Source organism: Mesorhizobium sp. P160927, assembly GCF_057766385.1.
In genome coordinates this window covers 2037851-2054885 of the sequence record NZ_JBYMDW010000001.1, presented here as the reverse complement: position 1 = coordinate 2054885, position 17035 = coordinate 2037851, and the positions used below count along the sequence as shown (strand labels likewise).

General features: G+C 62.6%; 14 protein-coding genes. All 14 read right to left on the bottom strand.

What is annotated here, in order from left to right; translation table 11 throughout:
• Positions 1-813: 813 nt before the first annotated feature.
• The gene (locus AC3CB8_RS09980) at positions 814-1479 is read right to left on the bottom strand and encodes a universal stress protein (RefSeq protein WP_352726979.1); all 666 of its coding nucleotides are present in this window, start codon (positions 1477-1479) and stop codon (positions 814-816) included.
• Positions 1480-1805: 326 nt separating this feature from the next.
• Entirely contained in the window at positions 1806-2591 is a 786-nt protein-coding gene (locus tag AC3CB8_RS09975) for a response regulator transcription factor (RefSeq protein WP_352726977.1), read from the bottom strand.
• Between the two features lie 27 nt (positions 2592-2618).
• Positions 2619-3098 carry a NifX-associated nitrogen fixation protein gene (locus AC3CB8_RS09970; RefSeq protein WP_352726975.1) on the bottom strand — a complete coding sequence of 160 codons (480 nt, stop codon included), beginning with the start codon at positions 3096-3098 and terminating at the stop codon, positions 2619-2621.
• A gap of 17 nt (positions 3099-3115) precedes the next feature.
• Entirely contained in the window at positions 3116-3613 is a 498-nt protein-coding gene (gene nifX, locus AC3CB8_RS09965; RefSeq protein ID WP_352726973.1) for a nitrogen fixation protein NifX, read from the bottom strand.
• On the bottom strand, positions 3579-4961 hold the full coding sequence (nifN, locus tag AC3CB8_RS09960; RefSeq protein ID WP_352726971.1) for a nitrogenase iron-molybdenum cofactor biosynthesis protein NifN: 1383 nt from the start codon (positions 4959-4961) through the stop codon (positions 3579-3581). Before nifN ends, nifX begins: the two co-directional genes overlap by 35 nt.
• 8 nt (positions 4962-4969) lie before the next feature.
• A complete protein-coding gene (nifE, locus tag AC3CB8_RS09955; RefSeq protein ID WP_352726969.1) occupies positions 4970-6460 on the bottom strand; it encodes a nitrogenase iron-molybdenum cofactor biosynthesis protein NifE in 1491 nt (496 codons plus the stop codon).
• Positions 6461-6523: 63 nt separating this feature from the next.
• Positions 6524-8065 carry a nitrogenase molybdenum-iron protein subunit beta gene (gene nifK / locus AC3CB8_RS09950; protein ID WP_352726967.1) on the bottom strand — a complete coding sequence of 514 codons (1542 nt, stop codon included), beginning with the start codon at positions 8063-8065 and terminating at the stop codon, positions 6524-6526.
• Positions 8066-8190: 125 nt separating this feature from the next.
• Positions 8191-9693, bottom strand: coding sequence for a nitrogenase molybdenum-iron protein alpha chain (nifD, locus tag AC3CB8_RS09945; RefSeq protein ID WP_352726965.1), 1503 nt, complete (start codon positions 9691-9693; stop codon positions 8191-8193).
• A 98-nt stretch (positions 9694-9791) separates the two neighbouring features.
• Positions 9792-10685, bottom strand: coding sequence for a nitrogenase iron protein (nifH, locus tag AC3CB8_RS09940; protein ID WP_488377295.1), 894 nt, complete (start codon positions 10683-10685; stop codon positions 9792-9794).
• A 473-nt stretch (positions 10686-11158) separates the two neighbouring features.
• Complete coding sequence (locus AC3CB8_RS09935; protein WP_352726963.1) at positions 11159-12415, bottom strand: type II toxin-antitoxin system HipA family toxin; 1257 nt, start codon at positions 12413-12415, stop codon at positions 11159-11161.
• Complete coding sequence (locus tag AC3CB8_RS09930) at positions 12390-12716, bottom strand: helix-turn-helix domain-containing protein (protein WP_352726961.1); 327 nt, start codon at positions 12714-12716, stop codon at positions 12390-12392. The genes AC3CB8_RS09935 and AC3CB8_RS09930 overlap by 26 nt, the downstream gene beginning before the upstream one ends.
• A gap of 585 nt (positions 12717-13301) precedes the next feature.
• Positions 13302-14330 (bottom strand): type 2 isopentenyl-diphosphate Delta-isomerase, encoded by a 1029-nt coding sequence (fni, locus tag AC3CB8_RS09925; protein WP_352727002.1) that lies wholly within the window; start codon positions 14328-14330, stop codon positions 13302-13304.
• A gap of 100 nt (positions 14331-14430) precedes the next feature.
• Positions 14431-15333, bottom strand: coding sequence for a terpene synthase family protein (locus AC3CB8_RS09920; RefSeq protein WP_352726959.1), 903 nt, complete (start codon positions 15331-15333; stop codon positions 14431-14433).
• On the bottom strand, positions 15330-16889 hold the full coding sequence (locus AC3CB8_RS09915; RefSeq protein ID WP_352726957.1) for a hypothetical protein: 1560 nt from the start codon (positions 16887-16889) through the stop codon (positions 15330-15332). The genes AC3CB8_RS09920 and AC3CB8_RS09915 overlap by 4 nt, the downstream gene beginning before the upstream one ends.
• Positions 16890-17035 lie beyond the last annotated feature (146 nt).

Sequence of the window (17035 nt, the reverse complement as noted above, 5' to 3'; positions counted from 1 at the left end):
TTGCGCTTGAATTCCTGGCTCGCAACGCCAGAGTTTTACGACGAAGCCGGTCATGTCCGGCTGCGTGTCGCGGATAACGCCAGATCGAGGAGGTGATCGGCCCGAAGAGAGCCGGGATCTGCCGGCATGTGCCGGGCCGGTGAACTCTCCCGGATCCTACTTTTGTTGTTCTGTGTCCCTGTGCGCAAGCCCTACAGGGACCACCTGGTGCGAATGTGAGCGTTGTCGGAATTGACCGGCCTCAAGCTCGCTCGGTCGCCACGCGGTGGGCCGGGCAGACTGAAAACGCCGAAGGTGCGGCCGCCCTCCCCGCTGACGCGGCTACCATCCCAGGCGATCACGGTGATAATGCCATCGTTCGCCCCGAGGGCCGGCAAGAGCCCGATCGTCGGACTCGAAGGTCGGTGCCTTGGCCGCTGCACGGTCGTTGCCGTGTTCCGTTCCCGGCCAGTGGTGAGGGAAATCGTGATAACCCTAATACGATGAGGCTACGGTCCGAACGCGGCCTGCCGCGCTGAAACGACTCTCTTTCTGCACCTGACGTCGACCCGAGTATCGGTGTTTTGATTGCATTGAGGAGCGGCTGTACCTCTGCCGGCCGTTGGTCTCCGCATTACGGATCACCTCGGGCGAGCAGAACCCGGAGAGAGCGCTAGAGACGTCCGGGATGTCTCGGCGAGGGGGGCGTGCCGATTGGCTCCGAGGAGCTTCGCGAGACTTGCGCGTTGCAGCCACCTTTCTCCGACTTGGTATCAGAATAGGTGACCCGGGGGAGTAGAGCTTCGAACAGCATCGGTGCTGGTTCAAAACCCGTCAGCGAGCCAAAAACAGCGGCAATGGCGGCTTCCCAAGTATCCATCTCGTCACTCCACCGAAGAGCAGCTCGCGCAGTCGGCGACTGCCATAGGCACCCATGACAATCATGTTGGCAGACGTATCGATTGCGTGCTGCGCGAGTATCATGGCCACCGGTTTGCCGGCGCTCGGCAGCAGGTCAACCGACACCCGAGCACCGTGCCGAGTGAGATAGGCAGCGATGTCGGCCCCCGGCTCGGCGCCGCTTCCGGTGCAGGTCGCCTCATGACCGACGAGGGCAATACGAACTTCCTCAGCGGCGGATAGCAGATGCAGCGCTTCTCGAACCGAACGGGACGCCTCGACTCGCGAATCCCAGCCGACCAGCACGCGCCGTGGCGATAGAGTCGCCTCAGCGCCCTCCGGCACGACAAGCACCGGCTTTCCGGTATCGAACAGGCTGCCGTTGACAACAAGGGGTCCGAGGTTAATGTCGTTGAGAAGTGCGGGGCCGACGATTGTCAGGTCGTTGCAGAGCGCCCGCTGTCGCACCGCGTCACCGACGCTGGCCTGATCGCAGTTCGCAATATCGACATCATAGCACCGCCACGTGGCTCTCAGCAGTTTGTGAATTTCCCTGGATATCTTTTCCAGCTTGGCTATGTCCTGTGAAAATCTCTCCATTTGCCTGTACCGTTTTTCCAGTCTGGCAATGGCGTGTGCGCGTTGCGTAGGCCACGCGGGGATGCCATCGCCTAGCAACGGAGGCGACATAACGAGCGGCGGAGGCGACATGATCAGGACGGACAAATGTGCGCCAACTTCGGCGCACAAGCTTGCAGCTGTTCTGACGTCCCGATCGGAGTGGTCAGCTCCCGCTACACTGAGTAGGCTTTTGAAGGCCATCTGACTGCTTCCCCCTGAATATGTCGCGCCCGTAGCGCGTTTCGAAGCTGCAAGACCTGCCCAGTCCACGACGACAGATGGGGCGTGGCACCACCCCTGCCCATCTACTCGTCCGGCTTCTCGAGCGAGTAGCCGGCAGACCTGACGGTACGAATGACGCTGCCTGGCGAGGCCGCCTTCAGCGCCTTTCTAATCCGGCTGATATGGACGTCGACAGTGCGTTCACCGATATGGATATTGTCCGGCCAGGCCGCGTCGATCAGCTCGTCTCGGCTGAAGACCTTGCCGGGGGCCTCAAGAAATTGCCGCAGCAGGTTGAATTCGAGAGGTCCGAGGTGGATGTCGTGGCCATTGCCGCGAACTCGGTGGGCATCGAGCTTCATCTCAAGGCTGCCGCAGCAGAGCCAGCTGCCATTTTCGATCCCGTTTGAATCCGGCTTCGGCAGCGCCAGCTTCGTCCGTAGACAGTCGAGCAGCTTGGCCGGCGCGAAGGGCCGCACAAAGCTCTCGTCAATACCTGCCTTCAAGAGATCGAGGTGCTGGTTCTCGGCGCCGGGCGCGATCAACGCAATGACGGGCAGGCGGCCGGTCCGGGGCTCCCCCTTGAACCGGGCGCAAATTGTGGAGCCTGTCGCGCTTCCTGGCCCGCAATCCAGGACTATTGCGTGGAGCTCCCGTTGATCGGCCAATGCAAGTGCTTCCTTCACGCCGCCTACCGGCTCACTGGTGAAGCCGTCCGCCCCCAGAATGTGGTTGAGGAAAAGATACAACTCCGCATCTTGCGAACAGATCAGTACCACTGGCTTCATCAGCGCTACCCCAAGAACCATATCGGCCTGGACCGCCTCAATTGAGAGGGCTGGCCGCCGCATGTCCTCAAGGCCTGACATGATCCCCTCGATCGAAAGTCGGTTGCATCACGCCCGCGCCACCTCGGGATGAGCCTCAATGGCTGCGGTGGCATCGCCGGCCAGTTTGGTACCGGCCGCGGCGAGCTTCCAGAACGTCTCGAAACCGAACCGGTGGACGTCGCGCAGGGTCTTGGACAGAACGACCAGTCGCCCGGCTGTCAAGAGCACGCGCCCGAAGCCCTCATGGCTCATCTCCATCATCGGCGATGCCATCAGGCCCGTGCGCTCCTCAATCGCAAGCCCGACGGCGGTGTAGAACTTATCGAGCCTCCACAGCACGTCCGGATCGGGATCGCCGATGATTGGAATTGCACGGCGCTGTTCCCTGGTGATGATGAAGTCGCCCAGCAGTTCGGCGTCCGATTTGCCTTCCCATGACCCGTGGGAATCGTTGGCACGGATCAGCCGCACGAGGCATTTGACGAACGGGGTGGCAAGGGCCGCCTCGTCCTCGGTTGCGGCAGGGCTAACAGCGGCTTCAAACATTTCGCCCACTCCTCATTTCAGCTTTCGTCCTCGAAGGAGGGTTTCTGTCCGGCGGCACCTGCCTGCGCCAGCACCTTGCGCAGCCAAGGGGGAGGACACGTCCTGAGCATCATCTGCGTGCGCAACAACACCTCTTGGATGGTCTGGGGCTGCGGCACTTTGATCGGATGGATCTTTGCGGAAACAAGTTTGGCTGCCGAAGGTCCGCCGATTGCCAGACAAAACAGCAAATGACAGCCCTTTAGCGCCTCCACCTTCGGGGTGATGCGGTCATCGCCCTCGGTTCGGTGCTTCCCGCTCTCGTCGGAAACGTCGTCAAAGGCCACGGCTTCCACGAGATTCCACTCCTCGCGCATCACGTCGTAGACAGCAAAGCGCCTGGCCGATCCGAAATGGGCGTTGAGGTTCTTCATGTCCTGCGTGGCGATGGCCACGCGCAATGCGCCCGCTTGGCGTTCCGGCGTCGGTGCGTGAACCTCGTCAGTGACGAGCGAGAGGCGACGAACGGAGCGCATCTGGCATTTCTCGCTTACGGAGGGGATCAAGCGCCTCAGGTGTGGGCGCGTGCCGGTTGGCTTCAAAAATGTTGGCAACCTCGAAGATCAGGTCCCGGGTCCCCTGGTAGAGGATTGTGAGCTTGTGCTGGCTGCCGAGCCGGTCGAAGATCGGGAAGCCGACCCGCATGAGCGGAATGCCGAGGCGCTGCGCCGCCTGGCGGCCGTGGGAATGGGTGACGAAAAGATCAGCGCCGGCGCCAAGAGCTTCCAAATCGCCGAGATCGCCGATTTGAACCGACTGCGCCGGTACTTCCTCCAGAATTTTCGACATGTCGGTCGGGGTGACCGCCGCCGCGATTTCGGAGCCCATGCCGGTGAAGAAGCTCGCGAGTTGGTAGAGTTGGTCTGGTTCAGCAGCGATCGCAATTTTCTTGCCTCCAAAATGGAAATGTCCGTCGAGCAACGCGTCCTGCAACTGCGCCCGGCGACGGCGCACCCCAGCCGGCGCCCCCGCGCCCGAAACCGCGGATAGCAGCGAGATGAACCGGTCGGCGTCCTTCAATCCAGTCAGCGACCGGAACAGCACGTAAGGCACGCCGGTCAACCTCTGCAGCAGCTCGGCCGGGCGGCGCATATGCTCACCGATGACGATGCATTGCTCGGCCGTGCCAAGCTCGCGGATATCCTCGACGCTGGTGCCGCCGTAGGTGGTCGTGATCCAGCGGTCGGGCACCGTACCGTCGAGCGAGCCGGAGACGTCCGGCAGAATCACCGGCTGCAGTCCAAAGCTTTCAATCATCTCACGCAAATGCTCGATATCAGCCACAGTGAGGTTCCAGCCAGGCAGGATCACCATCTTCTTCGATTGCCGCGCCTGCTCGCCGGGCCGCGTAATCCTTTCGATCATCGCGGTGACAGCCTTGGCCCAGCCCTCTTCGATCGCGCCGTCGAAATCCGGTGTGTTAGCCAGCACCACCTCCGTACCTGCTAGTTCTTCCCTGCGCTTCAGCCTGATATTGGCGACATCCCCTGCGCAGTCTTCGCCCCGGGTTTCCACCAGCGCCGTGGTGCAGACCCCGATCAGCGTTGGCTTTGTGCGGGCCTTGAGATTGAGGATCGCCTCTTCCAGATGGTCTGCCCCGCCGAGGATCGTCGCCACCTCGTCCATCGCCGTCGTCTGCAAGGGGATGGCTTCCTTGAAATGTCGCACCAAGAGCACGAGCGCGAAGCTGGTGCACCCCTGGCTCCCGTGGAACAACGGCATCGCGCCGTCGACGCCAAGAAAGGCCAAGGCGGCACCCAATGGCTGCGATGACTTCAGCGGATTGACCGCCGCCGCTTTGGTCTGGGGAAGGATCCGGCCCATTGGCTTCCTCAACACTCGCCGAAATCACCGGCCGTCGTGCCGGAGAATTCCTGGACAGCATGCAAGGTCACGGTATCGCTTCTCGTGCGCGGCCGTTCCTCCCTCACCGTAGGCTGGCAATCCCATGGTGCCGGCTCCCGCACCTGCGCCCAGATCGGATTGTGAATGGCGATGTCGATCTGGCGTACGAGTTCCACCATGCCGTCATAGCCGGCGTAAGGGTGTTGGCGCTCCTGGTTGACATCGAGCCAGGGTGTCTTGGCCTTCAGCGCGATGAATTGCGTGCGCCCGCCCGACAGCAGGATATCCGCCTTGCGTTCTGAGAGCATGGCGTAGAGCTCGCGCGGCGCCATCTGCTCAAATATGTGGTTGTCGTCCTTGAGGATCTGCTTGATGCGCGCCTTGTCTTCGACGGTCGACTTCTTGACAGAGGTGCCGACGATCTCGATCCCGATCTCCATCAGCGCATGGACGACCGACCAGGACTTCACGCCGCCGGTGTTGAGCAGCACGCGCTTGCCTGCGAGCCTCGGCTCGTAGGCCGCTAGCCTCTTCCAAGCGATCGCCTCTTCCTCTGCAATCAATACCTCGGTACGGCCGAGGATCTCCGGATCGGCACCCTTCTTCACGAGCAGCTGAGATATTTGTCGGAGCGCTTCAGACGTGGCGCTGATGCCGTAGAAGGAGCCCTCGAAAAACGGGATCTCCCAGCGCTGCTCCATCTTGCGGGCCAGATTGATGAGCGCGGTCGAGCACACGATCATAGCCGCCCGGGCACGGTGCGCGCAGGCAATGTCGACGTAACGCGCGTCACCCGGAATGCAGGCGCGCACCCGGATGCCCAGCCGGTCAAGGAGCGGCTTCACCAGCCAGAATTCGCCCGAGAGGTTGAATTCGCCAAGGATGTTGATGTCGTAAGGGCCGGCATCGTCGGGCTCGGCCGTGCCGATGACATGCTCGAGCAACGCCTCGCCGGCAAGCTTGTTGCCGAGATTCTTGGAGCCGACGAAGCCCGGCGCATTGACCGGCACAACGGCCAAGCCGAACTTTTCCGCCGCGCGTTTGCACACGGCCTCAATGTCGTCGCCGATCAGCGCCGTCACGCAGGTCGGATAGACAAAGATCGCCGGCGGCCCATACGCTTCCTTGATCTCGCGGATCGCTTTGAAAAGCTTCCGCTCGCCCCGCCCCATCACAACATTGAGTTCGGTGAGGTCGGTCGTGAAGCTTGTGCGCCACAGCGTTGGCCCGGACGAAGCCGCACCGCGGTTGTCCCAGGAATTGCCCTCGCAGGCGAGCGGCCCATGGACCAGGTGTGCGACGTCGGTGATCGGCTGCAGTACGATCTTGGCGCCATCGAAGGCACAGCCACCGGCCGCCGCTCCGGGGGTCAGTGGCTTGGAACAGCCCTCCTTGCGCGCCTTGGCATCCTTGCCGCGGTTGTTTTCGCAGGCAGGCTCGTTGAAGACATCCTGGATTTTCGCTCTGAGCGAGGACATTGCGTCAGTCTCCAAAGTCCCTCGAGAAGACGACCGGCCTAACCGAAGAGCCGGCCGCCATGCTTAGCGGGTAAGGTCATACGAATAGTCCGTCACGCCCGTCTCGCTTGTCTCGCGATCGAGCTTGTCGAAGATCTTGTCGAGGATCGTCGTCAGTACGCGCAATCCGCCTTGATAGCCCATGAGCGCAAACCGATGGTGATGGTGGCGGTCGAAGATCGGAAACGTCAGCCGGATCAGCGGCGTGCCCGTGTCGCGCTCCAGATACTTGCCATAGGAGTTGCCGATCAGCAGGTCCACCGGCTCGGTGAAGAGCAGCGAGCGCATCGCCCAGAGGTCCTTGCCCGCCCAGACTTGAGCACCGTTGCCGAAGGGCGATAATGCAAGCAGTGCCTTCAACTCCGCTTCCCATGCCGAGGTGCCGTTGGTGGCGAGGCAATGGGTCGGCTCGCCGCCCGTCTCCATGATGAAGCGGGCCATGGCGTAGACAAAGTCCGGATCACCGTAAATGGCGTATTTCTTACCGTGCAGCCAGGATTGGCTGTCGGCCATGGCGTCAACAAGTCGGCCGCGCTCCAGGCGGATTGCCTCGGGGATTTGCTTGCCGGAAATCGCGGAGACCTCCATCAGGAAGTCGTCGGTCGCCTGGACTCCGAGAGGGTAATGGAACGAGGCAGTCGCCTGCCCCACCCCCTCGCAATACTCCAGTGTTTTTCGGGTGTTGTAACGCTGTAGCGACAGCGTCGCCTCGGCGTTGAGTGCCTTCCTCACCTCTTCGATCTTCGTGCCGCCGTCGTACATGCGGTATTCGCCGTCGGACGGCGTGTCGAACTGGTCAGAGGCGTCTTGGATGAAGGTATAGGACACGCCTATCAGATCGAGCAGGCGCTTGAGTTCCCGGTTGTTGCCGACACAGAACCCGTCGAAGCCCGGAATGATGTTGATGGTTCCCTCGGCTTCAGTTCGCTCCTCGCCCTTCCAGAAATGCTCCAAAATGCCCTTGACCGCAACGTCATAGCCGTCGACATGGCTGCCGACAAAGGCCGGCGTGTGGGCGAAGGGCACGTCGAAGTCGCGCGGGACCGAGCCTTCGTCCTTGGCGTTCTCGATGAAGCTGTGCAGGTCGTCGCCAATGACCTCCGCCATACAAGTGGTCGAGACGGCGATCATCTTTGGGTCGTAAAGTTGGTACGTATTGGCGAGCCCGTCGACCATGTTCTTCAGGCCGCCGAACACTGCCGCGTCCTCGGTCATCGAGGAGGAAACCGCCGAAGCAGGCTCCTTGAAATGGCGCGACAGGTGCGAGCGGTAATAGGCGACGCAGCCCTGGCTGCCATGGACGAAGGACATGGTTCGCTCGAAGCCTGCGGCCGCGAACACCGCGCCGAGCGGCTGGCAGGCCTTGGCGGGGTTCACGACAAGCGCTTCGCGAGCAAGGTTCTTTTCGCGGTATTCCCACGTCTTGGTGAATTCGCCTTGGTCGGTAACGATCTGGTCCGGGTGAGGACATTCGAAATTCAGCCTCTTCTCGGCGAGCATCTGCCTGTATTCCGGCTCGCGGAACAGGGGCGCGTGGTCGAGAACTTTTTCAGCCGACTGCGGCATGGGTGGTTACCTCTTTCCATCTGGCCCGCGATAGGGCAGCACAGGGACGTTGAAACGTTTCAGGTCTCCCGCGGACAAGCGGCCACAGGCGTTCACTGCCTCCCGGCTTCCGGGAGGCCAGGGTTTCATTCGGCTGCGATCGCCGCCGACGGCTCGGCTTTTTTCTTCCAGGGAGCGTCGTAAAGGTTCCAGACCGGGTTGTTGATGGCCAGGTCCATGTCTCGGGCGAAGATGGCGAAGCCGTCGTAGCCGTGATACGGGCCGGAATAATCCCAGGAATGCATTTGACGGAACGGTATGCCCATCTTCTGGACCGGGTACTTCTCTTTGATGCCGGAGCCAACGAGATCAGGACGGATCCCTTCGATGAACTTCTCCAGCTCGTAACCAGTCACGTCGTCATAGATCAGGGTGCCCTTCTTCACGTAGTGGCCGGTGCGCTGATAGTCGTCGTTATGGCCAAATTCGTAGCCAGTGCCGACGATCACCATGCCCAGGTCCTCATATGCCGTGACGACGTGACGGGGGCGCAGCCCGCCGACATAGAGCATCACCGTCCTGCCTTCGAGGCGCGGCCGGTACTTGGCGATTATGGCATCGACCAAGGGCCGGTATTTGGCGATGACCGCCTCGGCCTTGGCCTCGATTTCCGGCCCGAAGTGCTTGGCTATCTTGCGCAGAGAGGCTTCGGTCTGGGAGGGGCCGAAGAAATTGTACTCCATCCAGGCCATGCCATACTTTTCCTCCATGTGCCGGCAGATGTAGTTCATCGACCTGTAGCAATGGATGAGATTGAGCTTCGCCTTTGGCGCCCGCTCTATTTCGGCCAGCGTAGCGTCGCCCGACCAGTTGCCGACCACGCGCAGGCCCATCTCCTCGAGCAGGATGCGCGAAGCCCAAGCGTCGCCGCCGATATTGTAGTCGCCGACCACATTGACATCGTACGGGCCGGACTCGAACTCCACTTTTTTCTTCTCGAACACCCAGTCGCGGATCGCGTCGTTGGCGATGTGGTGGCCGAGGGATTGCGAGACGCCGCGGAAGCCCTCGCAGCGCACCGGCACGATTGTCTTCTCGTGCTCCTTGGCCTTGTTGCGGGACACAGCTTCGGTGTCGTCGCCAATCAGGCCGATCGGGCATTCGGATTGCACAGTCATGCCCTTGTTCAGCGGAAACAGTTCCTCGATCTCGTCGATGATCCGTTCCAGCTTCTTGTCGCCGCCGAAAACAATGTCCTTCTCCTGGAAATCGGAGGTGAACTGCATGGTGACGAATGTGTCGATGCCGGTCGTGCCGACGTAGTAGTTTCGGCGTTGCGACCAGGAATATTGTCCGCAGCCGACCGGGCCGTGGGAGATATGGACCATATCCTTGACTGGACCCCACACCACGCCTTTCGAGCCGGCATACGCGCAGCCGCGAATCGTCATCACGCCGGGGATGGACTTGATGTTCGATTTGACCTCGCATTCGGAAAGGACCTCGCTTTCCTCGCCAGCCTCGTCGCCGCTCTTTGCGACGCTGAGGTGCTTTTTGCGGCGCTTCGCCGACTTGTCAGGATATTGCGACAGCACTTCCTCGATAAGCCTCGCATGGAGGCCACCGTCATTCTCGTATTCCAGGCTCATGGGACCCCTTTCAAGGTTCAGGGTGACGCCTCACCGACGAGGCGCCGTTCTTTGAAAGGCGCACCAGGTAAGGCGGCGCCTCATGTCGGCAGCAGTCGCTACTGTGCGGCAGTTTTGGCCGCTTCCTTGACCTGAAGCTCGGCAAGCATCTGCTCGTCGGTCTTCATGATGCCGAAGTCGAGCAGCATGTCCTCGAGCTCCTCCATGGTGATCGGGGTCGGGATGGTGCCCTGGCCCGAATTCCCGTAAATCTTCTCGGCCAGCGCCCTGTATTCCCCGGCCTGCTTGGAGTCCGGCGCATACTGGATCACAGACATCTTCCTGAGCTCGGCGTGCTGGACGATGTTGTCGCGCGGCACGAAGTGGATAAGCTTGGAATTGAGCCTGGAAGCCAGCGCTTCGGCGAGGTCGAGCTCGCGGTCGGTTTGGCGCTCGTTGCAGATCAGGCCACCGAGCCGCACGCCGCCCGAATGGGCGTATTTCAGGATGCCCTTGGCGATGTTATTGGCGGCATAGAGCGCCATCATCTCGCCGGACATGACGATATAGATTTCCTGGGCCTTGTTCTCGCGGATCGGCATCGCGAAACCGCCACACACCACATCCCCGAGCACGTCGTAGGAGACATAGTCGACATCGTCGTAGGCGCCGTTCTCCTCGAGGAAGTTGATCGAGGTGATCACGCCGCGGCCGGCGCAGCCGACACCCGGCTCGGGTCCGCCCGACTCCACGCATTTGATGCCTTTGTAGCCGACCTTGAGCACGTCCGCGAGTTCCAGGTCTTCCACCGAACCTTCCTCTGCCGCGAGATGCAGGACCGTATCCTGCGCCTTCGCGTTCAGGATCAGGCGGGTGGAGTCGGCTTTGGGGTCGCAGCCGACGATGAGGATTCTCTGCCCGAGGTCGACCAGGGCTGCGAGCGTATTTTGGGAGGTGGTGGACTTGCCGATGCCGCCCTTGCCGTAAAAGGCGATCTGACGCAAACCTGACATGTAGCTTTCCTTCCTTCGTTCCCATTCATCGCGGCTGCCGCGACTTGAATGCCGGTCGGGCAGCTGTAGCCGCCTCGTACCTAAGGATCTCAAGACTCATGCCAATTTGGCTGATCCAACCGAAGAATAACTTCATGGTTGCTTTTCAGGGGTTTAGCTTGAGTTCCAAGAAAAGATCGTCGGAACAGCCCGTGTAGCGGACGCGACATTGGCGACACAAAGCGTCGGATCGCGATCCTCAGTCACCGCATTCGGTTGAACCGCATCGTTGTATTGAGGTGGACGAACAGCATCTCGACCCTCTGCGGGATGCTGCGAACTCTTCTGTGCCCGCGAGCTGACGTGCTTGCTCAAGGCGTGTCCAAGTGGACACTCCGCCGACTTTGCGCGCGATCCTAGCATACCACCGATCCACGGCCACTAATCCGGGGCACGGGCGAATAGTTCCGCTATATCAACCCGAGGGACTCGGTTTACTTCTCGGCGCAGGAGTTCAGTATCGGCGTCATCGCCTTCACATGTCCGTCGATCCGCTCGAGCACTTTCGCTGCGACAACGTCGCGCTCAGGCAGATGCCACCAGTACTCGTTGACGAGTTTGACCGTCTCGACCACTGCCTTCAGGACTGCTGGCTCCGGAAGCCGTGCACGGTTCGCAAATGCTTTCCATCGCGGTGCTGCTAGCGCCTTGAACGAGCGCTCTCCTCCAAGCGACAGCGCCATGGCGTCGGCGGGAATATATGGCACGGTGGACAGGAGGTCGTAGATTGGTGCAAGCGCCGGCTTGTCGCCGTTACCGGGATAGATCAAAGACCAGTTCTTCAGGTGCATGTCGCCATTGCCGGTGACGACGGTCAGTGCCAGGCGGCGGACGAACTCGAGAGCCGCCGTAGGCGAGACGGCCACGCCAAGAGCCAAGGCTATGTCGTGATAAGCAGCCCCCTCATATTTGCGCGAGGGGTATACACCGAAGACCTGAGCGAAATCCTCGATGTGTATCCTCTCGCCACCGGCGCCGCGATCGAAGCGTTTGACGAGAAGGACCTTGCCGTCAGACAGCGTGTTGAATTCTTCGGGAACGCCCTCAAAATCGGACTTCTCGACCAGTTCGCATTCAGGAACGTCCATGCCGATTGCTGCTGCCAGCGCCAGGTTGGCGAATTCGTTCTCGGAAACGCCCGGAAAGGCCGTCGAAGGGAACTTGGCAATGTACCGGCCCTGCTCGTCGTCCATCGGCAAGGTAAGGCCGCCGCCTTTTCCAATGTTCTTCATGACCGACAGCTTCATCTGCACGCCGGCAAGCGAGAACCGTGCCTTGGGCTGATCCTTTGAAGCATCCTGCGAAACCGCTATCGCGCCGTCACTGGGCAACGCCCGTACGGCTCCCGGCAGATCGGCGCCTAGTGCCGCTAAAAGATCGAAGTCATTGCCTGGCCGCACATAGCCTTCGTGGTGCCTTTCCATTGCCTCGCGCAAATTCTCCTCCGGCAGGAGGTTCGCGAAGAAAGCGGGCAAGGCGCTTGCCAGAGGCTTCGGATCTTTCCGCAATCCTCCCGTCGCTGCCCGGAACGACAGGCTGAGAACCGGAAAGCCGCCCGTCGCGCGGTAGGCCTCATCGAAGTTAAATGCATTGAAATCGCCCGGCGTCCTGACGATCGTGCCGATCTTCACTGCGTTCAAGAGCACGTCCAGCGACGGGATCGTCTTAGGTGCGCGAAAGACTGGAGGCATGATCGTCATCGTCAGGTTGAGAAACAAAGGCCGGTCGATCGTCATCATCATGCGGACGCAATAGAGCCTGGACAGCCGGCACCATGACTTGCGGAACCAGCATCATTTCCAGGCCGAGCGCGCGAGCGATATTCATGAGCGTTGTTGCACGCGCGGCTGCGGCTCCCGTTTCGATGTCGCGATACCGGGGACGGGATATACCCGCCAAATCAGCGACCTGCTCCTGCGTCATCGCAGCGGCCAGCCTCGCCTGCCTGAAAAGCCCACCAATTTCGCGTAGAGTTTCCGATTGAGGGTCCATGTGATACGGAAACGATCCATTCCAATGCTAGATGATATGGCAGCGTATCTTATCTAGCGATCGAGGTCAACGTGTTAGGATCTGTTCGCGTATCATGCATCAGACAAATGATCCGTAAAAAGATCAATCGCCCTGCCTTTTGGCGCCCCCGACGGTGGACGCCGTCCGAAGCTGACGCCCGATCAGCGCTCCGAAACCATCGGAATGTAAATCAAGGGGTCCGGCGGCTGAAATCGCTCGTCTCTTCTCGTTCATACGGCCGGCCGCGCTGACTGGGGGTCAATGTGATCGCCACTCCTTGATGGCAATGGCTTTGTACCATCTGCTCCTGCCGGTCTCCCGCCGCACCTGGTGTTCCGACCCTTTAGGGGCTTCTCGCTCTGCGTGACCGGTCACCCTGACCAAGCATCGACATAGCCGTCGAATACCGCTTTACTCTCGGCTGTCCGTTAGGGGCATGGCGGGGTGCCTCCCCGATCACGAAGCAGCACCCGAACAACCCCGCGACCAGGCAATCCCCCGCTTCCGAGACTTTCTCACTCAGTAAGACTAGCGCCCGCCGCCACGGGCGCGCGACGCCGGGCATTAACTGGCGCGCAGATGCGAGGGCAACAAGCGCGCCTGACGCAAAGCCGCCAGATCAGCCGAGCCGGTGCAGAAGCAGGCGACGGCCAACTGGCGGATAACGATCTCGAAATGCGCGACAACGGCCTCGGTGGATTGCGTAGCCGCGCGCAGCACGCCGGCTGCCTGCCCGGCGATGTCCGCGCCCAGGCGGATAGCCTTGGCCACGTCGACGCCGTCGCTGATCCCGCCCGACGCGATCAGCTTCACCGCTGGCAGCGCCCGACGGACCGCCTGCACGCTGGCCGGGGTCGCAATCCCCCAATCCGCGAATGCCATTGCCACTGCGCGGTCGGCGGCATCGGGGGCGCGCTCGCCCTCCACCGCGGCCCAACTGGTGCCGCCGGCGCCGGCGACATCGATCACCGCCACGCCCGCCTCGACGAGCGCACAGGCCACCGAGGCGGACAGGCCCGACCCGACTTCCTTGGCCACGATCGGCACGCCCACGCTGCGTGCGGCGCGAGCAATCTGCGCCAGGACGCCGCGCCAGTCACGGTCGCCCTCCGGCTGTACCGCTTCCTGCAGCGGATTGAGATGGACGATGAGTCCATCGGCCTCCAGTGCATCCACCGCCCGGCGCGCGAGGTCCAGGCCGTCGGGCTGGCGCAGTTGCGCGGCGCCGATATTGGCCAGCAAGGGAACGTCTGGAGCCAGGCGGCGCAGCGCGCTCGTTAGCCCCTGGGAATTGCGGGATTGCAGGCTTACGCGCTGCGAACCGACGCACATGGCGATCCCCAAGGCTTGTGCTGCCTCGCTCAGATGGCGGTTAATGGCCTCGGCGCGTGGCATGCCGCCGGTCATGGAGCTGATCAGCAGAGGCGCGCGCATGGTCTTGCCCAGCAGTGAGGCGCTGAGGTCGATCTGCGTCAGATCCAACTCGGGCAATGCGCAGTGTTCGAAACGGATGTACTCCCAGCCGGCGGCCTTGGCCCGTGCCGTTCGCCGATCCAGCACGATGTCCAGGTGGTCGTCCTTGCGCCGGCTCATGTTGGTGTCGCTGATGCTCGCTTCTTCCGCCGCATCGGGCGACGGCGTTGCGTCGGGTCGGACCGACGGCAGCGCGCGCACGCCGCCGTTTCCCCCGCGTTCAGGCCGGCGCACGCTGGCCTCCGCCTGCAGCGTCGCTGCGGTAGCGACTGTTTGAGGTCTGGTAGTACTGCACGCGGATGGCCGCCATGGCTTCGATCAGCGGTCCCCACGGCGGGGGAAAGCGTTCTTGCGCCATCACCCGGTGCAGCATGCGCGTATGGCCGGCCAGCTCATCCTTGAGGAACTCCACCACAGGCATAGCCGGATAGCGCTGCAGCAGCAGGATCGCCGCGTTGTCTCCCTCGCCGGCCGACCTATCCTTTTCGCGTCCATGGAGATCGTTCTGCAAGCGCCCTATCGCGGAGATGAGCCGCAGGGCCTGGCGAAACCCCGGACGCGCGCGCAAGGTCGCCATGTCCAGCCCCCACAGCAACGACAGGCAACAGAACACGTTCGTGTAGGCGATCGAATCGATGCCGTTGTGCAGGTACTCGGCGTAGGACCAGCGCTCCTCCCCTGCCGCCTGCGCGTGTCCGGCGCGCAGCGCCGCGCAGTAGCACCGGGTATCGTCGAGAAGCTGAGCATAGTCGCGACGATCGTAGGCGAGCGCGGCGAGCGAAGCGCGCAGCACAGCACAGCCCTCGAATCCTGGTAGCGCGCACGGCACGCCCTGCCCCAGCGCCTGCTCCACCGCGGCGAGCTGCTCCGGCGCGATCAAGCCAAGGTCGTTGCAATCGTCGAGCCAGAACAGCAGCGCCAGTTCGCGATAGAAGGCAACGATCAGCGTTTCGTCCAGCGGATCGCGGCCGCTGCGAGCGCTGGCGTCGTGCAGGCTCGGGTGGATGCGCTGCAGGATGTACTGGCCGCCCCTGACTGCTTCCACAGCATGCTCGTCGGCGAACCCGGTCAGGGAACGCCCCCACTCTAGTACCTGCTGCAGGGCGCAATCGGTCGGGATCATGGCCCCGCTCCTGCTCCCTCGGCCGAGACGTGCCGCCCCCAACGAAGCGCCAGCCACAACCCGGCGAGTTCGGCCACGTGCACCACCCGGGTGGGGCAATACAGTTCCTTGCCGATCCACAGCGGCGTCTGGGGCGATGCATGGGCTGCGTGGCGGGCGAGCATCCACTTCAGCGCGCGCGCCACCGCCTGCGCGATGCGCCGGCGCCCTGCCGGCTCTTCGGTCCCGTCTATCACGTGGAACGCGAACAGCGCATAGGCGGTTTCCTCGAATGTGGACGCGCGACCCGCGCCCCAGCCGCCGTCGTCGCGCTGCGCCTGCAGCAGCGCCGCCAGCGCGCGCTCGTCGCGCCACTGGGGCTTGCCTTGCGCGAGCGCAGCGATCGCATGCGCGGTGGGATACAGCCACGAAACGTGCCATTTTTCGTTGTCCCATAGACCGTGCGGGTTGCGATTGGCCTCGACGTAGGCGCTGGTGCCGGCGGCGGGCTTTCCCAAAATTCGCAACGCATGCAGGGCATGGATGTTGGTCGACACCGAGGCATTGCGCTCGCCGGGGAAGGTGACGAAGAGCTCGCCGGTTGCGAAATGGCGCAACGCGTCGACCGCCGGGTCGCGGCCTGCAAGGCGAAGGACGCACAACGCAACGGCGGTGTCGTCCGCATCGGCCGCGAAGTGCAAGGCCGGGCCCAGACCGCGCGCTCCGAGGCGGGCGTCGAGCTGCGCGATGATCACTTGCACCGCCTCGGCGAAAGCGGGATGCGCGAACAGACCGGCCAGATGCAAGGTGTACAGCGACCAGCATGGCTCGAACACATTGATCGGCCAGACGTTGGGAACGACACCTTCGATGCCGCTGCGCGTCGCCCGCGATGCCGCCTGCAGATACCCGTCGGCGCGCCCGACCTGCGGCGTGTTCCCCTGTGTCATGGCGTGGGCACGCCACGCGGCGGTGGCCGCTGGACTGATGCCGATGCTGCCGTCGTCGTCCGGGCATGCGGTGGCCGGCAACGTCCCCCAGGCTTCCCAGGAGTGCAGCAACGGATGGCCGCTCGGCAACGTCGCCACATCCCCCAGCTTGACCAGGCGTGCTTGCCGCAACGGCAACAGCGCCGGGTGGCGCGGAAACGCCAAGCCGCCCAGCAATGATGCGGCCTCGTTGCACAACTGCGGCAGGATCAGCTCCGCGCCGATGGGCGCGTCTTCCGGCACCGAATGCGCGTAGGGATCGGGCTGGCGCTCGAGGAACCGGATTGCAGCCTGGGCTGCATCGGCAGCGTCGGCAGCGTCGGGAAGAGGATCGGCACGCTGCAATGCCAGCAACGCCGCCCAGGTAGGCGCATGGCGAAACAGCGGGAAGTCCGCACTTCCCCATCCGCCATCGGCCTGTTGCTGCGCGATGAGCCACGCGTATGCGTCGTGCCGACCGGTGACGTTGCCGTCGAACTGCAGAGCTCGCGCCGTGTCGTATACGGACGGACCGACGCTGCCGCCGTCGCTCATCTCGCTCAGCAGGTGACGCAATTCGGAAAGGATCTGTTCGGACAGCGCGTTCACGCGGGATGTTCCTTCTGCAGAGGGCTAACGAGAACAGAAACGGGCAGACGCCGCGCACGTCGCCGCCGACACGGACACAGTGCAGCATGCAGCGCCCGCCGGCCGATCGCACCAGCACAGGGGCGAGTCCTTACGGATGGGCGCGC

What these genes read in the sequence shown, in the direction of transcription:
- nifK (WP_352726967.1), bottom strand. Translation starts at nt 8,065, where the DNA reads ATGCCGCAGTCGGCTGAAAAAGTTCTCGACCACGCGCCCCTGTTCCGC.
- nifH (WP_488377295.1), bottom strand. Translation starts at nt 10,685, where the DNA reads ATGTCAGGTTTGCGTCAGATCGCCTTTTACGGCAAGGGCGGCATCGGC.
- AC3CB8_RS09970 (WP_352726975.1), bottom strand. Translation starts at nt 3,098, where the DNA reads ATGTTTGAAGCCGCTGTTAGCCCTGCCGCAACCGAGGACGAGGCGGCC.
- AC3CB8_RS09935 (WP_352726963.1), bottom strand. Translation starts at nt 12,415, where the DNA reads ATGCCTCCAGTCTTTCGCGCACCTAAGACGATCCCGTCGCTGGACGTG.
- nifD (WP_352726965.1), bottom strand. Translation starts at nt 9,693, where the DNA reads ATGAGCCTGGAATACGAGAATGACGGTGGCCTCCATGCGAGGCTTATC.
- nifE (WP_352726969.1), bottom strand. Translation starts at nt 6,460, where the DNA reads ATGTCCTCGCTCAGAGCGAAAATCCAGGATGTCTTCAACGAGCCTGCC.
- AC3CB8_RS09980 (WP_352726979.1), bottom strand. Translation starts at nt 1,479, where the DNA reads ATGGAGAGATTTTCACAGGACATAGCCAAGCTGGAAAAGATATCCAGG.
- AC3CB8_RS09920 (WP_352726959.1), bottom strand. Translation starts at nt 15,333, where the DNA reads ATGATCCCGACCGATTGCGCCCTGCAGCAGGTACTAGAGTGGGGGCGT.
- nifX (WP_352726973.1), bottom strand. Translation starts at nt 3,613, where the DNA reads ATGCGCTCCGTTCGTCGCCTCTCGCTCGTCACTGACGAGGTTCACGCA.
- AC3CB8_RS09930 (WP_352726961.1), bottom strand. Translation starts at nt 12,716, where the DNA reads ATGGACCCTCAATCGGAAACTCTACGCGAAATTGGTGGGCTTTTCAGG.
- nifN (WP_352726971.1), bottom strand. Translation starts at nt 4,961, where the DNA reads ATGGGCCGGATCCTTCCCCAGACCAAAGCGGCGGCGGTCAATCCGCTG.
- fni (WP_352727002.1), bottom strand. Translation starts at nt 14,330, where the DNA reads ATGAGCCGGCGCAAGGACGACCACCTGGACATCGTGCTGGATCGGCGA.
- AC3CB8_RS09975 (WP_352726977.1), bottom strand. Translation starts at nt 2,591, where the DNA reads ATGTCAGGCCTTGAGGACATGCGGCGGCCAGCCCTCTCAATTGAGGCG.